This window comes from Spirosoma profusum, assembly GCF_014699005.1.
GTDB lineage: Bacteria > Bacteroidota > Bacteroidia > Cytophagales > Spirosomataceae > Spirosoma > Spirosoma profusum.
Window position 1 is genome coordinate 1 of sequence record NZ_JACWZY010000028.1, and the last position, 18,683, is coordinate 18,683.

The 18,683-nt window shown below is 48.3% G+C and carries 14 protein-coding genes; 6 read left to right on the plus strand and 8 right to left on the minus strand.

The genetic code is table 11. The features are described 5' to 3' along the window. From IC229_RS25775 to IC229_RS25805, 7 genes are all read right to left on the minus strand, one after another. Positions 1–1,663 (minus strand): FAD-binding protein (locus IC229_RS25775; protein WP_190890374.1); only part of this gene is annotated, 1,663 nt, incomplete at its 3' end. Positions 1,664–1,687: 24 nt separating this feature from the next. Beyond that, complete coding sequence (locus IC229_RS25780) at positions 1,688–2,047, minus strand: hypothetical protein (protein WP_190890375.1); 360 nt, start codon at positions 2,045–2,047, stop codon at positions 1,688–1,690. 152 nt (positions 2,048–2,199) lie between these two features. After that, positions 2,200–2,562 carry a YtxH domain-containing protein gene (locus tag IC229_RS25785; protein WP_190890376.1) on the minus strand — a complete coding sequence of 121 codons (363 nt, stop codon included), beginning with the start codon at positions 2,560–2,562 and terminating at the stop codon, positions 2,200–2,202. Positions 2,563–2,855: 293 nt separating this feature from the next. Next, a complete protein-coding gene (glmM, locus tag IC229_RS25790; RefSeq protein WP_190890377.1) occupies positions 2,856–4,256 on the minus strand; it encodes a phosphoglucosamine mutase in 1,401 nt (466 codons plus the stop codon). A 196-nt stretch (positions 4,257–4,452) separates the two neighbouring features. Then, positions 4,453–5,283, minus strand: coding sequence for a transglutaminase family protein (locus tag IC229_RS25795; RefSeq protein WP_190890378.1), 831 nt, complete (start codon positions 5,281–5,283; stop codon positions 4,453–4,455). A gap of 94 nt (positions 5,284–5,377) precedes the next feature. After that, a complete protein-coding gene (locus IC229_RS25800) occupies positions 5,378–6,118 on the minus strand; it encodes a peptidase (RefSeq protein ID WP_190890379.1) in 741 nt (246 codons plus the stop codon). A gap of 145 nt (positions 6,119–6,263) precedes the next feature. Then, positions 6,264–8,756, minus strand: coding sequence for a DUF11 domain-containing protein (locus tag IC229_RS25805; protein WP_223834200.1), 2,493 nt, complete (start codon positions 8,754–8,756; stop codon positions 6,264–6,266). Between the two features lie 295 nt (positions 8,757–9,051). On the opposite strand from IC229_RS25805, the gene IC229_RS25810 reads away from it, so the two are divergent. The 5 genes from IC229_RS25810 to IC229_RS25830 all read left to right on the plus strand — a co-directional run bounded on the left by IC229_RS25810 (position 9,052) and on the right by IC229_RS25830 (position 15,510). Next, positions 9,052–9,546, plus strand: coding sequence for a hypothetical protein (locus IC229_RS25810; RefSeq protein WP_190890380.1), 495 nt, complete (start codon positions 9,052–9,054; stop codon positions 9,544–9,546). 327 nt (positions 9,547–9,873) lie between these two features. Further along, on the plus strand, positions 9,874–10,959 hold the full coding sequence (locus IC229_RS25815) for a sensor histidine kinase (RefSeq protein WP_223834201.1): 1,086 nt from the start codon (positions 9,874–9,876) through the stop codon (positions 10,957–10,959). Between the two features lie 139 nt (positions 10,960–11,098). Beyond that, the gene (locus IC229_RS25820) at positions 11,099–12,217 is read left to right on the plus strand and encodes a sensor histidine kinase (protein WP_223834202.1); all 1,119 of its coding nucleotides are present in this window, start codon (positions 11,099–11,101) and stop codon (positions 12,215–12,217) included. After that, complete coding sequence (locus IC229_RS25825) at positions 12,214–13,005, plus strand: LytR/AlgR family response regulator transcription factor (protein WP_190890381.1); 792 nt, start codon at positions 12,214–12,216, stop codon at positions 13,003–13,005. Before IC229_RS25820 ends, IC229_RS25825 begins: the two co-directional genes overlap by 4 nt. 192 nt (positions 13,006–13,197) lie before the next feature. Then, the gene (locus tag IC229_RS25830) at positions 13,198–15,510 is read left to right on the plus strand and encodes a T9SS type A sorting domain-containing protein (RefSeq protein WP_317171638.1); all 2,313 of its coding nucleotides are present in this window, start codon (positions 13,198–13,200) and stop codon (positions 15,508–15,510) included. 150 nt (positions 15,511–15,660) lie between these two features. Here IC229_RS25830 and IC229_RS25835 read toward each other — a convergent pair whose 3' ends face one another. Continuing rightward, a complete protein-coding gene (locus IC229_RS25835; protein WP_190890383.1) occupies positions 15,661–18,102 on the minus strand; it encodes a S9 family peptidase in 2,442 nt (813 codons plus the stop codon). A 245-nt stretch (positions 18,103–18,347) separates the two neighbouring features. On the opposite strand from IC229_RS25835, the gene IC229_RS25840 reads away from it, so the two are divergent. Next, positions 18,348–18,635, plus strand: coding sequence for a YciI family protein (locus IC229_RS25840; protein WP_190890384.1), 288 nt, complete (start codon positions 18,348–18,350; stop codon positions 18,633–18,635). Positions 18,636–18,683: the final 48 nt, after the last annotated feature.

An 18,683-nucleotide genomic window follows, 5' to 3' on the forward strand; every position in this document is an offset into this window, starting at 1 on the left:
GGAGGGGGATGTATGCTATTACTCGAAGTAATGGCATACATCCCCCTCCTTGCTGAAACGGCTTTTTGTCATCCTGATCTAACGCGCAGTTTTCCATGAATTCGTTGGTGAAAACCGCTCGTGCTGGCGCATCCAGCAATTGTTGACGGGCTGTGAGCCAGGCATCTACTTTTGCATCGGTGTACATTTTCCGGACACGGTCGGCGGTGAGGCCGAAGTTTACTTTTCCCCAGTGCATCGTAAACGGAATATTGAGTTCATCGAGTCGATTCCAGGCTCGTTCCACAAATTTTCGGGTTAGTTCCGATTCAATACCGTCGAGTTCCAGCACACAGGTTATCGGAAATCGGGTGAAGCCTAACGTAGCGGGTGTTTGCTTCACCCATCGCATCGCCATAATACCCGGATAAGCTCTACCGCGCTTGTTGTTCAGCGCAATCATTTCTTCCAGAACTTGAGGGCTGTCCTTCGCGTCGAGACCGATGGCGGCACTCGACGCTTTCCCCCGAATATTCGTATTCCCGAAAAAATCACTCATCGTACCAACCCAGCCGTTTGTATTCTCAATAGCTTGGGGGTAAAGTGCATTTACCAGTGAGGGGACCAGTTTACTTGGTGTTAACTTATCGAGCAATGTCTGAATCAGGCCCATCGTATCGTCGCCGTATGTGAAACCGGATTTAGGTGGGGGCGGTATGGCACCGATGGGTTTGGTCAGGTGTTTATAAAGTATTCGAACAAATGGCCCTCGTGCCATATCATTTCCCGTTACGTCGAACTGGTGTGGGTTGGCTATGATCTGAAAGTGATAAGGCGCAGCATCGGACGTAGCGGGCGGCAGGTTCAGGGCTGTAGTGATACCCGAAAAATCACAATCGGTCATTGCTTGCTTCAGTGCGCTGTTGTAGGCTACGCTGTTGATACTGTATGACTTGAGCCAGAATAAATCAGCGATTTCGAGCATGACGCCGTGAATAAATCCGAACGATCCAAAACTAACGACGGCTGCATTGAATAAGTCATCATCGCGTATTACGTCCGTGACCTCAAGCAAATCAGTGAAAGGTTTTCCGGCCACGGGATAGGATTTACGTTCTAACCAGACGTGTCGATTTGGGCCGCAAACAATGTGTAATCCCACAATGGTATCATGTACTGAACCGGAATCAAAAGCGGCTCCGTGTGTCCCTGTCGACGTAGCACCGGCAATGGTCTGGCCGTTGCTGGCACCTGAGGCACGTATCGATTTGTTACGTGCTTCGAGAAGTTGCTCCAGAATGTGAATCGTGGTGCCACATTCCGTAAAAAATAGATTATCTGCCGATTTGCCTGCGTTCAGATAGGCCGGAGCAACGGAACTGCTACGTATTGCGAAGGTTTGCATCAGCGCATCCGTATCGATCATACCTCCATTTGTGACGCCTACTTTCGTGAACGACCAGTTTTTACCGATAGCCCGCAGACGAAGGTTGTTATCGATGGCATGTTGAATAAGCCACTGGAAATTAGCGGTTGTCTGGCGATACTCCGATTTACTGTCGGGCATTCCCGAAGGAATGGTCAGTTTGAAGGAGGCATTGGCGGTGAGCGGCTGCGTATAATTCTCGTGGCGGTTGGTCAGGCTACTCACTGCCAACTGCTGGATGCCGTTTGGAAGGCTCATAATTGGTTGTGGATGAATGGTGGCCTAAATGGAATCTGTAGGTGGTACGTAAGGCGCACAGCACCATTGTACGCGTCGTTTATTCACAATACCCAACGTAATGGTTGTGAGGACGTAATGCCCAAAGGTAGACTTTACCGTTACGCCGTTGAGGTGGTTGAAACGCGGGTCGCAGGGGGGCTTGATGTCGAGTGGTTGTCTAAGGCCCCAGAAGTAGGCCGTCGTTACCTGACTGGTATACGTAACGTTGGCAGGCGTATCGCAATCTGGCTCTGTGATGACACGTGTAGTTATACAGCTAGAAAGACCGCTGACCAGAAAGGCCAGGACCACAAATTGATGCCCAAAGCTGACTGACCGGGTACGAAAAATGTTTGGGATCATACAGGAAGGTGATGTAGTTCATAATCGTCGTAAAAGTTACATGGAATGCTTGCTCAATATCTAACTCATTGAGCGAACGGTAAATAATAAAAAAGGGTACGCCCTCCAGACTTTGGAGGGTGTACCCTTTTTTAGAAAAACTACTGATTAAATCAGTTGAATTTCAGTGCTTCTTCGGCGTTGTCGATACCTGATTTAGCAGCGTCTGCGGTTTCATCTACCTTATCATTGTAAGCAGTTTTAGCCTGGCTGCGTTTCTGATTGTAGTTCGATTCCGCGTCATCTCTATATCTGTCAAAAATTTCTTCAGCCTCGTTTGAGTATTTATCTGCCTGTTTTTCGGCTTTACCCGCTAGTCGGTCAATCTGCGATTTTACCTGATCGACGCCATCTTCCCACTGTTGCTGTATATCGTCGAATCCCTGCGCCAGTTTGTCGCGGGTCTCTTTTCCACTACGGGGCGCTGTTAAATAACCTATTGCCAAGCCCGCTAATACTCCTCTCAAAAAGCCCATAATGCTGATTGTTTTGAATTAGTAATGTATGAGATCTACTGAACACGCTTAAAAAAGTATGCCATAACTTGAGTATTGCTTTTACGCAGTTGGCTATCAGTTTATTAAAATTTTGAATTGATTAATTAATCGCGATAAATGCATACCAATTGAGTATTTTATTCTACAAGATAGGGGCTTTGAATGGGCGTAAAGAAAGAGGTGTGTCACAACCTTTTTTAGGAGAAACAAAAAAACAGGCTACTTTTTAGGGTAGCCTGACTCAAGGTTAAGGGGAATTGTTGCGCAGGTTGTTAGCGTTTTTCGGCAATTACTTCCCGAATGTCGCTGATAATCTTCCCGGCCAGATAATCGGCGGTGGCCAACGTATCGGATTCGGAATAGATACGAATAATCGGTTCAGTGTTGGACTTGCGAAGGTGAACCCACTCTTTATCAAATTCGATTTTCACACCATCGATAGTGCTAATTGGATTGCGAGCGTATTTGGTCTGTATCTGATTCAGTACGGCATCTACGTCGATATCAGGAGTAAGCTCAATCTTGTTTTTAGAAATGTAATAGTTCGGGTACGTCCGACGAAGGATAGATGCTAATTTTTCGGACGTAGCAAGGTGACTCAGAAACAGAGCGATCCCAACTAATGCATCGCGCCCCTGATGCAGTTCGGGATAAATAATGCCGCCGTTGCCTTCTCCCCCGATAATTGCGCCTTTTTCTTTCATCATTTCCACTACGTTGACTTCACCAACTGCCGAAGCAAAGTGCTGACCACCATATCGTTGGGTAATGTCACGTAACGCAATTGTACTCGACATGTTCGACACGGTATTACCGCCCTTACTACTGTTTTTCAGTACGTAGTCGGCTACGGCAACGAGCGTATATTCTTCGCCGAAAGGAGAGCCGTCTTCACAAATCAGGGCAAGACGGTCAACGTCGGGGTCAACGACGATGCCGAGGTCGGCTTTGCCTTTTCCCATCTCTTTGATAATGTCGCGCAGGTTTTCGGGCAGCGGTTCGGGGTTGTGGGCGAAATTGCCCGTCGGTTCGCAGTGTAGTTTGGTGATTTTCTCAATACCCAGCGCTTCCAGTAACATCGGCACGGCCAGCCCTCCAGTAGAGTTGACGGCATCGACAACAATCCGAAAATTACGGGCGGCAATGGCATCGCGATTGACCAGCGGTAATGCCAGAATCTGGTCAATGTGTTTTTGTAGCCACGTATCATCGGTGCGATACGTTCCCAGTTTGCGTACTTCGGCGAACTCAACGGATTCCGATTCTGCAATTTCCAGTACGTCGGCGCCATCCTGAGCTGTTATAAATTCACCGGCTTCATTAACCAGTTTGAGGGCATTCCATTGGATCGGGTTGTGGCTGGCAGTCAGAATAATACCGCCGGCAGCACCTTCACCGGGTACGGCCATCTCCACAGTAGGCGTAGTCGATAAGCCCAGATCGATGACATCCAAACCAAGTCCCTGCAACGTAGCGGCTACCAATTTAGAGATCATTTCGCCTGATAAACGGCCGTCGCGTCCAATAACAACGGTTCGGCGTTCGGTGCTACGTTGTTTCAACCATTGCCCAAAAGCGGCTGTAAATTTTACTACGTCAAGAGGAGTCAGCCCGTTTCCGCTACGCCCTCCAATCGTTCCTCTAATGCCGGAAATAGACTTAATTAAGGCCACTGTACTGGGTTAGAATATGATAAATATTATACACTATGATTGACTGCAAAGATAAGTAATCGCCGTCAGTCGGGAGCGTGTGCTACGTTGATTCCTGTAAATAACGTTAGCTACTGGCTATTTCATGCAAATAATCTTCTGACCGGGCGAAAGAAAAAATACGTATCAGTAATAAGGAGTGTGCTTTATCCGATACTTAGACAAACAATAATTCTGAGCGAAGGCTGGATTTCGCCTTTCCGCTATATGTGCCGCTGATAGGAGCCGACAATTCGGGTTTTGCGGTGGACGTCAGAAAAATATGTCGATTCACTACTACCGAACCTTCGGCCGGGTCGAAGCCGCGCCAGCCCGCGCCCGGTAAATAAACCTCGGCCCAGGCGTGAAGCTGGTGTTCCTGCTGGGGGTTCCCAAACAGATAACCGCTTACGAACCGGGCTGCAAGGCCCAGGCTCCGGCAGGCCGCCATAAACAGCGTGGTATAATCGCGGCAGGAACCTCTACATGTCGTGAGCGTCTGTTCGGGCGAAAAGGGGGCACCGGTTTCCCGAATTTCGTAGGTAAACTGCCAGATGGTTTTATTGAGTTCAATAAGAAAATCGACGGTTTGCCAGCCTACACTGGCCGCGATTTGCCGGGCCCAGCTCTCCACCTTTTCCGAAACATCCACTCGCTCCAGATAGGGGAGAAGAAGGTCGATTTCGGTTTTTGGGTATCGAAACGGAACGCGTTGCGTATCAAATGGAAACAAGACAAAATCGAACGAGTTGAATTCCTCCGACTGCAGTTGTATTTCGACCGTTACGTTGAGGTATTTCGTCGGTTGATTGACATAAACCAGTTGCTGCACGTTACCCTCTACGTCAATATTCCGAACAATTCGGTCGGGGATGGGGTCAATTAGTAACTGATAATCCAGCAGCCGCTGGTAAGGGTACATGCGGGGGTAAAGGTAAAGCGTTTGAGGCCCCAGTGCGACGGGAAGGTCATACGTATATTCGGACTCATGTCGAACGTGGAGATGCATGTAAAAGGAGTATTAATGTATGATATGTAATATATGAAGTATGAGGTATAACGGCTGAATTAACCATTAAACTTCATACATTATATATCATACATTATATTTGTTTGGTAGCGCGTACTTTCTCAAAGATCGGGTCCATCCAGTAGGAGGGGAGTTTCCGGACCGAATTGCTAAGCAGGGCGCTCCATTGGTGCGACACCTCATCCATATCGTCCTTTTCAAGACGATACTCGGTCATGTGAAAACTATCTTTCGGGTAAATAACAACATCTAACGGGTAATCGACGTCGTTGGCACTGACCCGGGTGGCATCGAAGGCCAGAAAACCAATTTTGAGGGCGTCCTGCATGCTGGTTTCGTAGGATAGATTCCGAAACAGCAACGGCTTGCCATAGCCTGAGTTGCCAATTATTTTGAATGGTGAGCCCTGATCAACTTCCACCCAGTTGCCTTCGGGATACAGCATGAAAAGTTTATGCTCTTCGTCGTCTTCCAGTTGCCCACCAACAATGGCATTCAGGTTGAAATTCAATCCATTAGCCACAATAGACGCTTTGTCTTCCTGCGCTACCCGCTTCACCTGTTCGCCAAACGCATTTACCGCTTTGTATAATTTATTGAAGGATCGATCCTGTTCGGTGAGCACTTCTTTAAAGTAAGTGATGGCTTTGTCGCGTACCGAACGCAGGCCCGATGTCATGACAAACAACGAGTGGTTCTCAACTTCATGAACCGATATTTTCCGGTTCGATGATACTTCGGTACCAGAGGTGAGCCGTCTGTCGGCGATAGCCACTAAGCCCGACGCAACCTTAATCCCTAAACAATACGTCATTCGATTCAGTGGGAAATTCGGGAGCGTTTACGAGTAGACGCCCCGAATGGAATACGGACAAATATACAGGTTACCCTTATTTTTGTTCGATTTTCAGCCACTATTTCTCGAAAAATGCTTATCTGGTTCCTGATTATGAGGTGTTTTATTGGGACGGAACAATGCGTATATCGAAGCGGGCTTCGTCGTCTTCACCTCTATTCGTTCCATTATTTGGTGTTGAATCAGGATCGGACTGGGCAGACGCGGTAATCTGCGCCCGGTTAATCACCGGACCAGCGCTGAGTGCTTTTGCTTCAAATCGGAAAATGGCTACTTTATTAACGCCCAGTTGAGCTACCGTACCCGAAACAGTAGATCCATTGACCGTCATACCCGATACAGAACTAACAAACGATAGAGAAGACGGCAATGTAAAGCCGACTGCTACGCTACTAGTCTGTATGCCGCCAACGTTCGTCACTGTGAGCACAAACGTAAGTGATTCTCCCTCGCTTACTACGCTCTTATTAGCCTGTAAGGCTAAGCTTAAATCGGCTTTGGTTGGTGAAGGAGGAGGTTGGTTAGGTATTGGATCGGATAAAGGGGGCTGACCGGGATTCGGCGATGAATAGACTGCCGTTGCATTGAGTGGTTTGGTACGTACTTGAGCCATCGCCATATCGTCCTGACCATCGCCCGTTCCTGTACCGGGCTGGCTGTCGGGGTCTGAAGTAGCCTGAATCTGCACTTCGGCCGCATTGAGATAGGTACCGTTTGAGGTCAGCCGTGCTACGTATCGTTTGGTAATTTTGCTACGTGCCGCTACTGCCGGAATGACTCCTGTGACTACACCATTGGATACACTTAATCCATCAGGAGACGAAACAAACGTAACATTGTTAGGCAATCGGTTTCTAATGGTCACACCGCCTGCATCGCAATCACTTTCGCTACGTACGGTTAATGTATAAGTGAGCGTATCATTCGTTGCAACAACCATCCGGCTAACACCCAGCGATAAAGCCAGATCGGCACCAGACAGCGTAACCGTTCTGGAGGCTATTGGCGACAGGCAGCCATACACAGGATTTTTGGCCTGCACACTATACACCCCCGTACCAACAACGGTGATCGACTGAGTAGAGGCACCCGTATTCCATTGATTCAACCCCGTATAACTGGAGGTAAGAGTTAGTCCAGTGAGAGAACAGATCCCCGACGTACCGCCATTGATTGTTGGTGTTGCTGGTTGTACGTCGTTCGGGACGGTTATCGCTGGCGGAAAATATACTTTCTGCTGGGCGTTACGTATCCGTGCGCTGTACGTACCACTACCGGCGGTCAACGCCTGATTAGTACTTCCGGTATTCCAGAAATAATCCTGAAAACCACCGGGCTGAGTAAGCATAAGCTGGTTGCCGGGAGCACAGGCAATATTGGCCAAAGGCTGGGTTTCGGCTGAGTAGGGTGTTATGCTTTGTAAGACAGACGTAGTAATGGCATTGGCCCAGGCATTGGCGACTTTTTCCTGGCCGGAAGGAGAATAATGCAGGCCATCGGGACGGTCGTTGTATGAATTAATGTTATCGAGGTCGGGGCCCTGAAATGTGCGGAAGCCGGACTGATTCGCAACTTGTGACTGAGCATAACGTACCTGAGCATCGGTGCCCCCTACCCACGAAGAAATAGCGATAATATAAGCCAGATCGGCTTTGTTAAATTCCTGCCTTGTTTTGGTAATGACGCCAGAATAATACGTCTGAAGCGAATCAGATGGGCTGAACCGGTCGTTCTCACCATGATGCAATAGCACAGCCCGTATACCCGTGCTTGGTACGTATAGATTCATCAGACTGCGGAAATTTGCATAAGGCATCCGTAGGGAATATTTAACAAAGCCGTGATTAAATGGCTGATCGTAGGCCGCCTGATACGTCTGCTGCATGTTAGTACCGCCGAAACCGGCATTGAAGAACAGCACAGGTACGCCGAGCTGCTGAACCAACTGGTCGCCCATTTTTCCCCAGAACCAGGCAAAATGACCAAAAGGTGACTGGCCCGGAAACGTAGGTAATTGGTTAAAGGTGAGTCCGGGCAGATAACGCGTGTCTACCGAAAGTTCATACTGGTAAAAATCGGGATTGGACTCATCGAGAACGACCACCGAAACACGGTCATCAGAAGCCCCAGCTATAGTAGGACAACGCTCATTACCACCTCCATCGGGGCAACTGCCTCCCTGAGCATTGGAGTGGCCCATAATAGCAAATACTTCACCAATGCCAAAGCGATCGACGGAGTCGATACCAACAACGCTGCCGTTACGCTTTCCGCGCACCATAACCTTATACCAGCCGCCATCGGCACTCATGGTTCCATTAAACTGACCATTTGATGGGTTGCGCTGGACTGTCATCCAACTGGTGGTGGTGCCCTGATTCGGCCCCGTTGCGCGGGCAACCAAGCGGGCTTCGATGGAGTCTACAGGCTGTGAATAACTACCAGCAATCTGGACGATGGCGGTATTGGCGTTGTTACGTTGGATGATCATCCGGTTTACGGGATATGTAACGTCGACCTGAGCTGAAACCTGCGGAACGTAGAGACAACGGCTTATCAGGAATAAGCCTATCACAAACCTTAAAAATATGCTCATGTTGGATAAAGTCGATAAAATCTATGTAATAATAGAATTTATGTGACCAAATATACGCCCCGTTTGCTGATTAAAAAATTAAATTACATAACGGCGGAAACGGTAACATACCGAATCCGCTAGCGTACTATAGCGTAAAGAAAGGGTATAGCAAAAAATATGCCTGATAGTGAGCAACCTCCCCAAAGAATTCTTATTGTAGTGATGATGATTTCGAAAATAAGGGTTTGTTTTTGAGAAAGGTTTGTGTTACTTTGGCAACCAGAAGATAATCAACCCCTCTGCCCATTTTGCGATGAACTTTGACGATGAAGATGACGATGACAGCTTCATGGATTGGGATGGTTTCGATGAGGATTACGATCCCGAAGAAACCCGAGCCGAGATGGAAGCCGAAAATCGACGTATCAAAAACTTACCCATTCTGCGCAAAGCCAATGAGCTGATGGAACTCACACAAGCCATTGTGGAAACCATCAACAAAGAAGACGATGTGCTGATGATGCATGAGCAGATGCTAGCCAACGCCATGATGCTGGCTCCTAAAATTGTAGGCGCTGAGGGCGGAGATTTGTATACGCTGCGGATGGAAAATGCTGTCATTATCAAAATGCACGCCCGCGAATTGCTGGCACAAACATCGTACTGCAAAGCCGAAAAACTAGCTACTCCCGCATATCTGAACGTACTGCGCGATGAAATCGAACAGTTCAGGCTTTTATTTGTGGAATGGGTAAACAACTTCGACAAAAATAACGACGCTCCCGACGACTGGGGATTATTTTACTGATTCTGCCCCTTATTTACTGGAAATCACTAGGAGCCTGTGCCAAACACAGGCTGATTTTTTGTATGATGGCTTTCTGTCATGCTGAGGTACGAATTGGACCACCGAAGCGGCAGCTTAATGTATCATTACGCTTAAGTCAGGAATCTTTAAGATGCCACTTCGGCGGTCCGAATCGTAGCTCAGCATGACAGAAAACTCCATAAGCAGCTTCTCAACTGTAATTACAATTCATCCATCATTTTCCTCAATTCATACGGTATATTTTGCGGTTGGCAACTGACTGGCACAGGCTTTCGGGGCTGTCGGCGTTAACTTGTCCTGTACACTATGATTTCGTTTTTTCTCAAGCGGCCAGCTTTTTTCTCTACGTACGAATGGTGGTATCATCTGCTGCTGATGCCGGTACTGTTTCCGCTGGGTAATTACTACTTTATTGGTGCGCGATATTTTAATGAACCACTGGTATTTGCCGTCGGAACAAGCATTATATTCGGACTCTACTGGCTGTCTGTCATTGTACTTACAGTTGCAGTACGTTGGGTAATTGCCCGCTTCCCCGATGTTCGTCAGGCGTTGCCGCGCACGCTCACGATGCTCCTGCTGGTAGGCGCACTCACAATTGTTCTGGCTATTTTCGATGTCTGGATTTACAGTATTTTCCCGCTAACAGGTGTCACGTTCAACTGGGATGCCGTTCGGCCAATCTGGGTGCTGGGCCTGTTGTTCGATCTGTTTCTCTGCATCGCGCTCTCGATGTTTTATACGTATGCGCAGTGGAAAAACCATGTGACCGAAAATGAGCAATTGAAACGAATGGCACTTCAGCATCAGTTCGATCGGTTGAAAGGGCAGCTTAATCCTCATTTTCTGTTCAATAGCCTGAACTCGCTTTCCTCACTCATCAGCGAAGATCCGGCGAAGGCCGAGCGATTCGTGGATGATTTAGCCAAAGTTTATCGCTATATGCTTCAGGCGGGCAAGAACCCCATCGGTGGAAATGAGCTTGTTACGTTGCAGGCCGAAATGGATTTTGTTGCCGTTTATATTAATCTGCTTCGCATTCGCTACGGTGATAATCTACAAGTGGAGCAACGTATCGATGCGTTATTTCTGAATTATCAGTTGCCTCCGCTTAGCGTACAGATTCTCATCGACAACGCGATTAAACATAACATTATGCTGTCTGATAAGCCGTTAACCATTAGTATACACACCACTGCCTTTGGGCAATTACGTATTGAAAATAATTTGCAACGAAAGAATTTACGGGTTGAAACCCGACAGTCGGAACTGTCGAATCTGACTGCCAAATACCAACTGTTGACCGAGGAGCCTGTAGCGATTCAGGAGACCTCAGCTCGTTTCGTTATTACGTTGCCTTTATTTCATACCCCGCCCGCCAAACGTCTCTAAACAACTCAGGTATGATTTTATGCAGAAGGAACCTTGTATAGTGCATTTCGGGAAGGATTCAAGTGCAGGCCCCGATGTTTGTTTGTTAATTGGCAGTACGTTAGACCTATAAGGGCTGTTTCTGATTTAATAACGTAGCATGAATAAATTTATAACCATAGTCAACAACCAAATGCCTCGAGTCGGGCTGAGTTCGCTTCGGACGCAGACGCTGTGGCATTTTTTGCTGTTGTTTCCGTGGTTTATTCCCCTCATTACGTACTGGGCCATTGGGCCGTCGTATATCGAAAGCTTCCAGACGTTCATTACCGCAACGGTGCTTAATCTGACCATTGCCGCTACGTGCCTTGTTACGCTCGACCTATTAACCCAGGCCATCATCCGCCGATACCCGAACTACGGACAGACCTGGCCGCGTGTGCGCCGGTTGCTGTTGGTATTTATGCTGGTGACACCGTTATTTATTTTCGGTACGTTGCTCTGCTACGACTGGTTCCATTTGTTCAATTATACGTTTGATTCATCGAATACTTACCTGATTCTTATGATTAACATAGGTGCAAATCTGCTGTCGGTAGGGATTGATGAAACGACGTATTCACTGGGAAAATGGCGCGAAAATGCCATCGAACGCGAACAATTAAAGAAGGTGAATTTGCAGAGCCAACTGGCTAGTCTGAAAAGCCAGGTAAATCCGCACTTTCTGTTCAACAGCCTGAATTCGCTTTCGTCGCTCATTGCCGATGAACCCGAACAAGCCGAGCAGTTTGTGGATGAAATGTCGAAAGTGTATCGGTATCTGCTTCAGACCAACGAAAGTGAACTCACTACGTTGTCCACCGAGCTGTCGTTTATTGATTCGTATTATCACCTGCTTAAGACTCGCTATCGGGCCGGTATCCGGTTGGAAGTCGATATTCCGGCTGATTATCAGTCCTATCTGCTACCGCCACTGACTTTGCAGATGCTGGTTGAAAACGCCGTAAAACACAACGTAATCAGTGCCAGTAAACCCCTGATGCTCGAAATTCGGGCCGTACCCGATGAATATTCTTCGGTTCATACGTATCAGGCAGGTCAGTTAATCGTCCGAAACAACCTACAGCGAAAGAGTGGAACGGGCGTCCTGTCGAATCATGTCGGTTTAAGCAACATTGCCGCCAAGTATCAATTGCTGGCCAAAACAGAGCCGTCGGTACGTGACGACGACGGCTATTTTACCGTTATTTTACCATTATTAATGCCACAGAAAGCATGAATGTTCTCATTATTGAAGACGAAGACCTGGCCGTTCGCAAACTGCGTAAATTAGTCAATGAAGTAGATCCATCGCTGTCGATTGAAGGGGTTACGGCTAGTATCGAAGAATCGGTCAACTGGTTGCAGACAAATCCCACACCCAGCCTTATTTTCATGGATATTGAACTGGCCGATGGTCAGAGTTTCGAAATATTTGAACAGGTTGAGGTAAAAAGTACGGTTATTTTTACGACGTCCTACGACGAATATGCGTTGCAGGCCTTCAAGGTCAATAGTATCGATTACCTGCTGAAACCCATCCAGAAAGAAGATTTACAACGTAGCCTGAAGAAATTTTACGATTTACGGAGTCAATCACAATCGGAGGAGGCTGCTACGTCGGGAGGCCAGTCGCTGAATTTGGACAAGCTGCTTCGCGAACTGCAAATCCAGAATCAGCCTAAAGAATACCGCAAGCGTTTTCTGGTACGGCAGGGGCAACGGCTATTGTCAGTCGAGACGGGTGAGATTGCGTATTTCTATACGGATGAGCGGTTTAGCTTTTTTCGAACGCACACCAATCAGAAATTTCTGGTCGATTATACCCTCGATGAGTTGGCCGATGCTCTGAATCCAGACCAGTTTTATCGCATCAACCGGGGGATGTTGGTTACCCATAAAGCCGTCGACCAGATGCAGCCGTATTTCGGTAATCGTCTGGCACTTACGCTACGTCCGACGTTCGATAAGGAAGCGATTGTGAGCCGCGAAAAGTTGAGCGAATTCAAAAAATGGATGGGTAAATAAATGGCGTTTAAACCGATTAATAAACAAATGGGTCTACTGCTGTGGTAGCCAGCTAATAAGAAAGCGTACCGGCAATTGAGCGATTTTCGTAAATTAACTGATTATCTTTGCTTGATTTGACGTAGTAGCTTGTATATGGACGTTCGTTTACACTCAGTTATTTGGTTTTTCAGACACGTATTGGTTTGTATAGTGGCCACCATAAGCGTCACTTCGGTTGCCTGGGCTACGGATGCCGCAGATCCGCAAGCGCCTACTGCCCTGGGGATTACGGTGGGCGCATCGCCGGTTTGTCCGGGTACTACGGTCGCCCTGACCGCGACGGAATGTCCGACTAACGGAGCACTACGTTGGTCGACCGGGCAGACAACGACCGCCATCAACGTAGCACCCACCCAAACAACGGTTTATTCATTAAGCTGTTTAGTTTCCGTAACAACAGTAGAAACCCGCACCGTAACTGTTCCGGTCAGCTCGACCGGCAGTAGCTCTACGGCCACGAGTTCTACCGCAGTCAGTACGTCTGTTGTTACCACAACCAACGTAACGACGAATACAACGACAGCTCAAGCTACGGTTCAGGTACATCCGGGCATTGTACTGAATTCGTCGATCACGAACGTCTCCTGCAACAATGCCAAAGATGGCAACGTATTATTTACTCCATCGGGCGGTTCGGGTGGTTATCAGTTCCAATTCAATAACATGCCTCTGCAAGCAAGTAACCAGTATGGCAACTTGATAGCAGGTACTTACCCGGTTACCGTCCGAGACTCCCGAGGGTGTACACTCCAAAGTACCGTTCAGGTAACTCAGCCTCCAGCCCTGGCCCTCAGTCTTACGGTAGTAGGCACTAAATGTACGGGTGGGAGTGATGGCGGAATCATTGCGGTTGCATCGGGCGGCAATGGTGGATATCGCTATTTTCTGAATGGTGGTACCCTACAGCTAACCGGCACATTTGTCGATTTAAAGGCGAATGCGACTTACAGCCTTGGAGTCAGTGACAGGAATGGCTGTGTGTTTTTTCAGGACGTAAAGGTTGGCGCTCCCAACGCGATAGAGGTTAAACTGACCCCGCAACTCACCCGCTGTACGGGTACGACTGATGGCAGCGTATCGGTAGTTGTCACCGGCGGAACGGCTCCATATCAGTATCAGTTGGGAGGTGGTGCTTTTCAGACAGGTGCACAGTTTACCGGGTTGTCGGCCAAAGCGTACGACGTTACCATTCGTGACGCCAACGGTTGTTTAACAACCCAACCGTTTACCATTGGGCAACCTAGTCCATTGCAACTAACCGCTACGTCGAAACAGGTAAACTGTTTCGGTCCCACAAGTGGCACCATTGCAGTAACTCCTTCGGGCGGAACCGGTGCTGTTACGTATCAGCTTACGTCGACCAAAGTCTCTCAAACCAGTAATGTATTTACGGGTGTCGGCGTTGGCGATTATACAGTTGTCGGAACGGATGCCAACGGCTGTACGAGTCTTGTGTCAGTTACGGTTACGCAAGCGGAAGTATTGAAGGTACAGGCGACTCCAGTTCCCGCTACGTGCTGTGTTTGTCCTACGGGGGCCGTAAACCTGATAAGTTCGGGCGGCAGTGGCATACTACGTCAGTTTCAGGTTGCTGGTCAGCCTTATCAGGTTGGTAGTCAGATCGGTGGCCTTCGCCCGAATTCATATTTATTACGGGTTATCGACGAAGCGGGCTGTACCGACTCTGTAAGGGCGGTCGTAACCGATGGACAGGCACTGACGCTCTCAGTGGCGAGCGTCAAGGATATTGTATGTAAAGGCAACACCGATGGCGAGGCAACCGTACAGATTGCCGGAGGGAAAAAGCCGTTTACGTATTACTGGACGACCGAACGGAAAGATACCCTGAAAACCTATACACCGTCACAAGCGAGCTTGTCTGAAGGTACGTATACGGTGAGTGTTGTTGATAGCAATCGATGCACGACCAGTACGGCGTTTGTCAATGTGAAAGCACTTTTTCTGGTACCAACTAAACCAGTGTTAGCACAGTCTGGCGGTACGTTGAACGTTGTTGAACCGCCTGCCGGGATTCAGTGGTACGTCCGCAACGGCACCGACCCTGGAACGGCTGTCCCGAATGCAACAAGCTCAACGCTAACGCCGTTTGCGAGTGGGTCGTACTACGTTATTGTGACCAACACTGGCGGCTGCGCTTCTCCACCATCCGATGTTATCACGTTTGTATTAACTGCCCCAGAGCCAGATGCTGGCCTGTCCGTGCGAGTCGTTCCTAATCCAATAGTTGACCGTTTACGACTGGAAATTGAACAAGTTGAGCGGTCAGCGGTGCAGGTACAGTTGCTCGATGCGACCGGACGGACGATACGTGCCTATGAAATTCCGGCCTTTACGGGTAAAAAACAGGCCGAATGGCCTATGAGCGGCATCACTACCGGAACATATCTGCTGAAAGTAAATGCTGACTCGCGCCAATCAGTGCTACGTGTGCTTGTGCAATAGATAACGCAAACTCAATTGAGGGTTTTGTCATGCTGAGGCACGAAGCATCTTAAGGTTTCCAAATAAGCTGGTAAGGATGCTTTAAGATGCTTCGTGCCTCAGCATGACAAAACCCTCAATTGAGTTTTGTTAATCGGAACTTGGAATAACTTAGAGTCTTTCCTCAAAAAGCTTCAGTATCCGTTTGTATTCATCCATCCAACTAGTGGGCTCCACAAATCCGTGGTCTTCGACGGGGTAAGATGCTACTTCCCAGTTTTCTTTACGGAGTTCGATGAGCCGTTGCAACAGTCGAACCGTGTCCTGATAATGCACATTAACATCCACCATCCCGTGGCAGATGAGTAAATGCCCTTTTAAGCCTTCCGCAAAATAGATTGGCGATGAACGACGGTACGAGAGCGAATCATTTTGCGGTTCGTTGAGAATATTGGCGGTATATGGGTGATTGTAAGCGGCCCAGTCGGTTACGGGACGTAGCGCGGCTCCAGCTTTAAACACGTCGGGGGTGGTAAACATGGCCATCAACGTAATGAAGCCGCCGTAGGAACCGCCATAAATTCCAATTCGATTGGCATCGACTCCCTGCGTCTGAACGAGCCATTTCGCAGCGTCTATGTGGTCTTCTAAATCTTTGCCGCCCATGAATCGATAAATGCCGGTGCGCCAGTCGCGCCCGTAGCCAGAACTGGCCCGGTAGTCGATATCGAGAACCGTGTAGCCTTTGTCGGCCAGGAGGTTATGGAACATATACTCGCGGAAATACTGGCTCCACCATTTGTGGGCATTCTGTAAATAACCCGCTCCATGCACAAACACAACACTCTTCCCCGATGGCCGCTGCGGTTTATAAAGTCGGGCATAGATTTGCTGACCATCGCGGGAAGGAATCGTCACCAGCGTTGGTTCCCGCCAGCTGTACTTTTTAAAAGCATCCGTCAGCGATTCCGTTAGCTTAATTGGCGCACTAGCTACTGCCGTTTTAGATTTGCTATTGACTGTCGACTGAGGACTGACGACTCCCACATACAACTCCCACGGCTGAGTGCTGGCCGAATACCGAATCGCCATACGGGTTTCATCGGGCGATAGTGTTACCTCATTTGCGCCCGTCATGGTCGTTAAGCGAACCCGCTCACCTCCATTAACCGACATCCGATAATAATGCTGTTCGCCCGGATGAACCTCGTTGGTTTGCATGAAAAAGTGGGTTTTATCTTTCGACAATACCACCTGCTGCACTTCGAACTTGCCCTTCGTTAACTGCTTTTTCTCGCCTGTCAGTACGTTAACCGTGTAAATATGTGAATAGCCATCGGCCTCCGATTGAAACCAGATCGTCTGATTATCAGCCAGAAAATTCATAGTTCCCGGCGCATTCAATCCGCCGATATTCGGGCCGCCGATCCAGGCGTCATCGTGCTGACGGTCAAGTATAGAAAGTTTCAGCGTTTCGGGGTCGAAGCGCATAATCCAGCGGTCTTTGTTATCCAGCGAACGAACCACTACCACGCACAACTTCCCATCATCAGACCACATAGGGCCATTGACGACCACCGACCGCATTTTTTTCGACGTATCAGCCTTCGACGTAGCACTTGTCGTCAGATAGGCCGGTTTATCGGAAATCCCCGGAATATCTTTAACCGGCACCAGCCGAACGGTATCTTTTGCTACGTCGTAAATAAAAAACTCATGCGTAGCCAGTGGAGCGCCTACTTTGGTTCGGGCCGGAATATCTTCAGTATAACCCGATTCCGTTACGTAGTTGGGCACCTGCGCCGTTTTGGCCCCCGTCGGATTTTTCGCCAGCCGATACGTAATGAAACGCCCGTCGGGGCTAACCTGCGGATTGAATAAGCGCTTGTCGTCCAGATAGATTTCTTTGGCTCGTTTGGGTTTATTGGCTTTCGTGATACGTTCGCCTTCGTCTTTTTTCTCTTTCCGTTCTTTCAAAATCGACGATAACTTCAACTGATCCTGTTTGAGGAATTTCTCCTCATCGGTGAGCTTTGGTTCAGCTTTTTTTGTGCCAGACCGGAAATCGGTGAGTTGGTTAAGTTCGCCCGTACTGAGATTGATACTGAACAAATTTTCGCTACGTCGGAAAATTACGCGCTGCTCATCACCCGAAAAAACGGGGTCGCTTTCGGTCTCGACAGTATTGGTCAACTGGCGAATTCGACCGGTTTTAACATCAATCCAGAATAAATCGCCTTGTCGGTCGAATAGTCGTTGCGTCCGGGTCCGGTTGTAGGCTTCTATGGGAGCCGTCGGCAAGGCGCTACGTTCGGCGGGACTCACTTTAACAGGTTTCGATGGTACGAGCGCGTTACTACGTGCTGGCCGTGTAAATGTCACTTTATAAAGCGAATCGCTTTTGGTTTTTTCGGGATTCCAGTTGAAATAAAGCGTTTGCGAATCATCGGACCAGAACGGATTGGTTGGCGACGTACCAATCCAATCCTTTGGGTCCTGCATAATCATTTCGACGGTGAGGGCCGACGTATTGGTGGACGTAGTACCGGGTGATGATTGAGCCAGTGCCGACGTAGCAATCAGGGCAAACGACCAGCTGAAGAGGTGGCGCATATAAAGACGAAGTGAATGAAATGGATGAAACCGGAAATTAGGAAGAAATGGCCGAAAACCTTACTTTTTAGCATAAAACGGCTGTCAATTGCGTCAGTATGCGTTTTATGCTTTTAGGCTGGCTTACTTTGGTGTCGATTGACCCAGTTATTTATACGACGTCTAAAGGAGTAATAACCTTAGCGGAGGCATAGGTTTATGTTGCCGAAAGATAGTATCTTGCCCAACTAAACTTAACCTGACTGATGCGATACGTTGTTCATGCCTACGACTATACCGACGCCGATGCACTTGACAGACGCATGGCGGCTCGACCCAGCCATTTTGATTACGCCCGTCAGTTAAAAGCAGACGGACAATTTATATTGGGTGGGGCGCTACTCGACCCTGAAGGCAAAATGATTGGATCGATGCTCTTGCTCGACATGGAAACCGAGGAACAACTGGACGCCTATCTGAAAACAGACCCCTATATCGTACAAGGAGTTTGGGAAAAAATTGACGTAAAACCTTTTCGGCAGGCCGACGTATAGCCTGATAAAGTCATTCCGTAGCTAATTTTTGGTAGCAGTCCGGTAAAA

Bases quoted from the DNA above. Each gene is read 5' to 3' on its own strand.
- IC229_RS25815 (WP_223834201.1), top strand. From the start codon at position 9,874: ATGATTTCGTTTTTTCTCAAGCGGCCAGCTTTTTTCTCTACGTACGAA.
- IC229_RS25805 (WP_223834200.1), bottom strand. From the start codon at position 8,756: ATGAGCATATTTTTAAGGTTTGTGATAGGCTTATTCCTGATAAGCCGT.
- IC229_RS25820 (WP_223834202.1), top strand. From the start codon at position 11,099: ATGAATAAATTTATAACCATAGTCAACAACCAAATGCCTCGAGTCGGG.
- IC229_RS25835 (WP_190890383.1), bottom strand. From the start codon at position 18,102: ATGCGCCACCTCTTCAGCTGGTCGTTTGCCCTGATTGCTACGTCGGCA.
- IC229_RS25785 (WP_190890376.1), bottom strand. From the start codon at position 2,562: ATGGGCTTTTTGAGAGGAGTATTAGCGGGCTTGGCAATAGGTTATTTA.
- IC229_RS25780 (WP_190890375.1), bottom strand. From the start codon at position 2,047: ATGATCCCAAACATTTTTCGTACCCGGTCAGTCAGCTTTGGGCATCAA.
- IC229_RS25810 (WP_190890380.1), top strand. From the start codon at position 9,052: ATGAACTTTGACGATGAAGATGACGATGACAGCTTCATGGATTGGGAT.
- IC229_RS25840 (WP_190890384.1), top strand. From the start codon at position 18,348: ATGCGATACGTTGTTCATGCCTACGACTATACCGACGCCGATGCACTT.
- IC229_RS25825 (WP_190890381.1), top strand. From the start codon at position 12,214: ATGAATGTTCTCATTATTGAAGACGAAGACCTGGCCGTTCGCAAACTG.
- IC229_RS25800 (WP_190890379.1), bottom strand. From the start codon at position 6,118: ATGACGTATTGTTTAGGGATTAAGGTTGCGTCGGGCTTAGTGGCTATC.
- IC229_RS25795 (WP_190890378.1), bottom strand. From the start codon at position 5,283: ATGCATCTCCACGTTCGACATGAGTCCGAATATACGTATGACCTTCCC.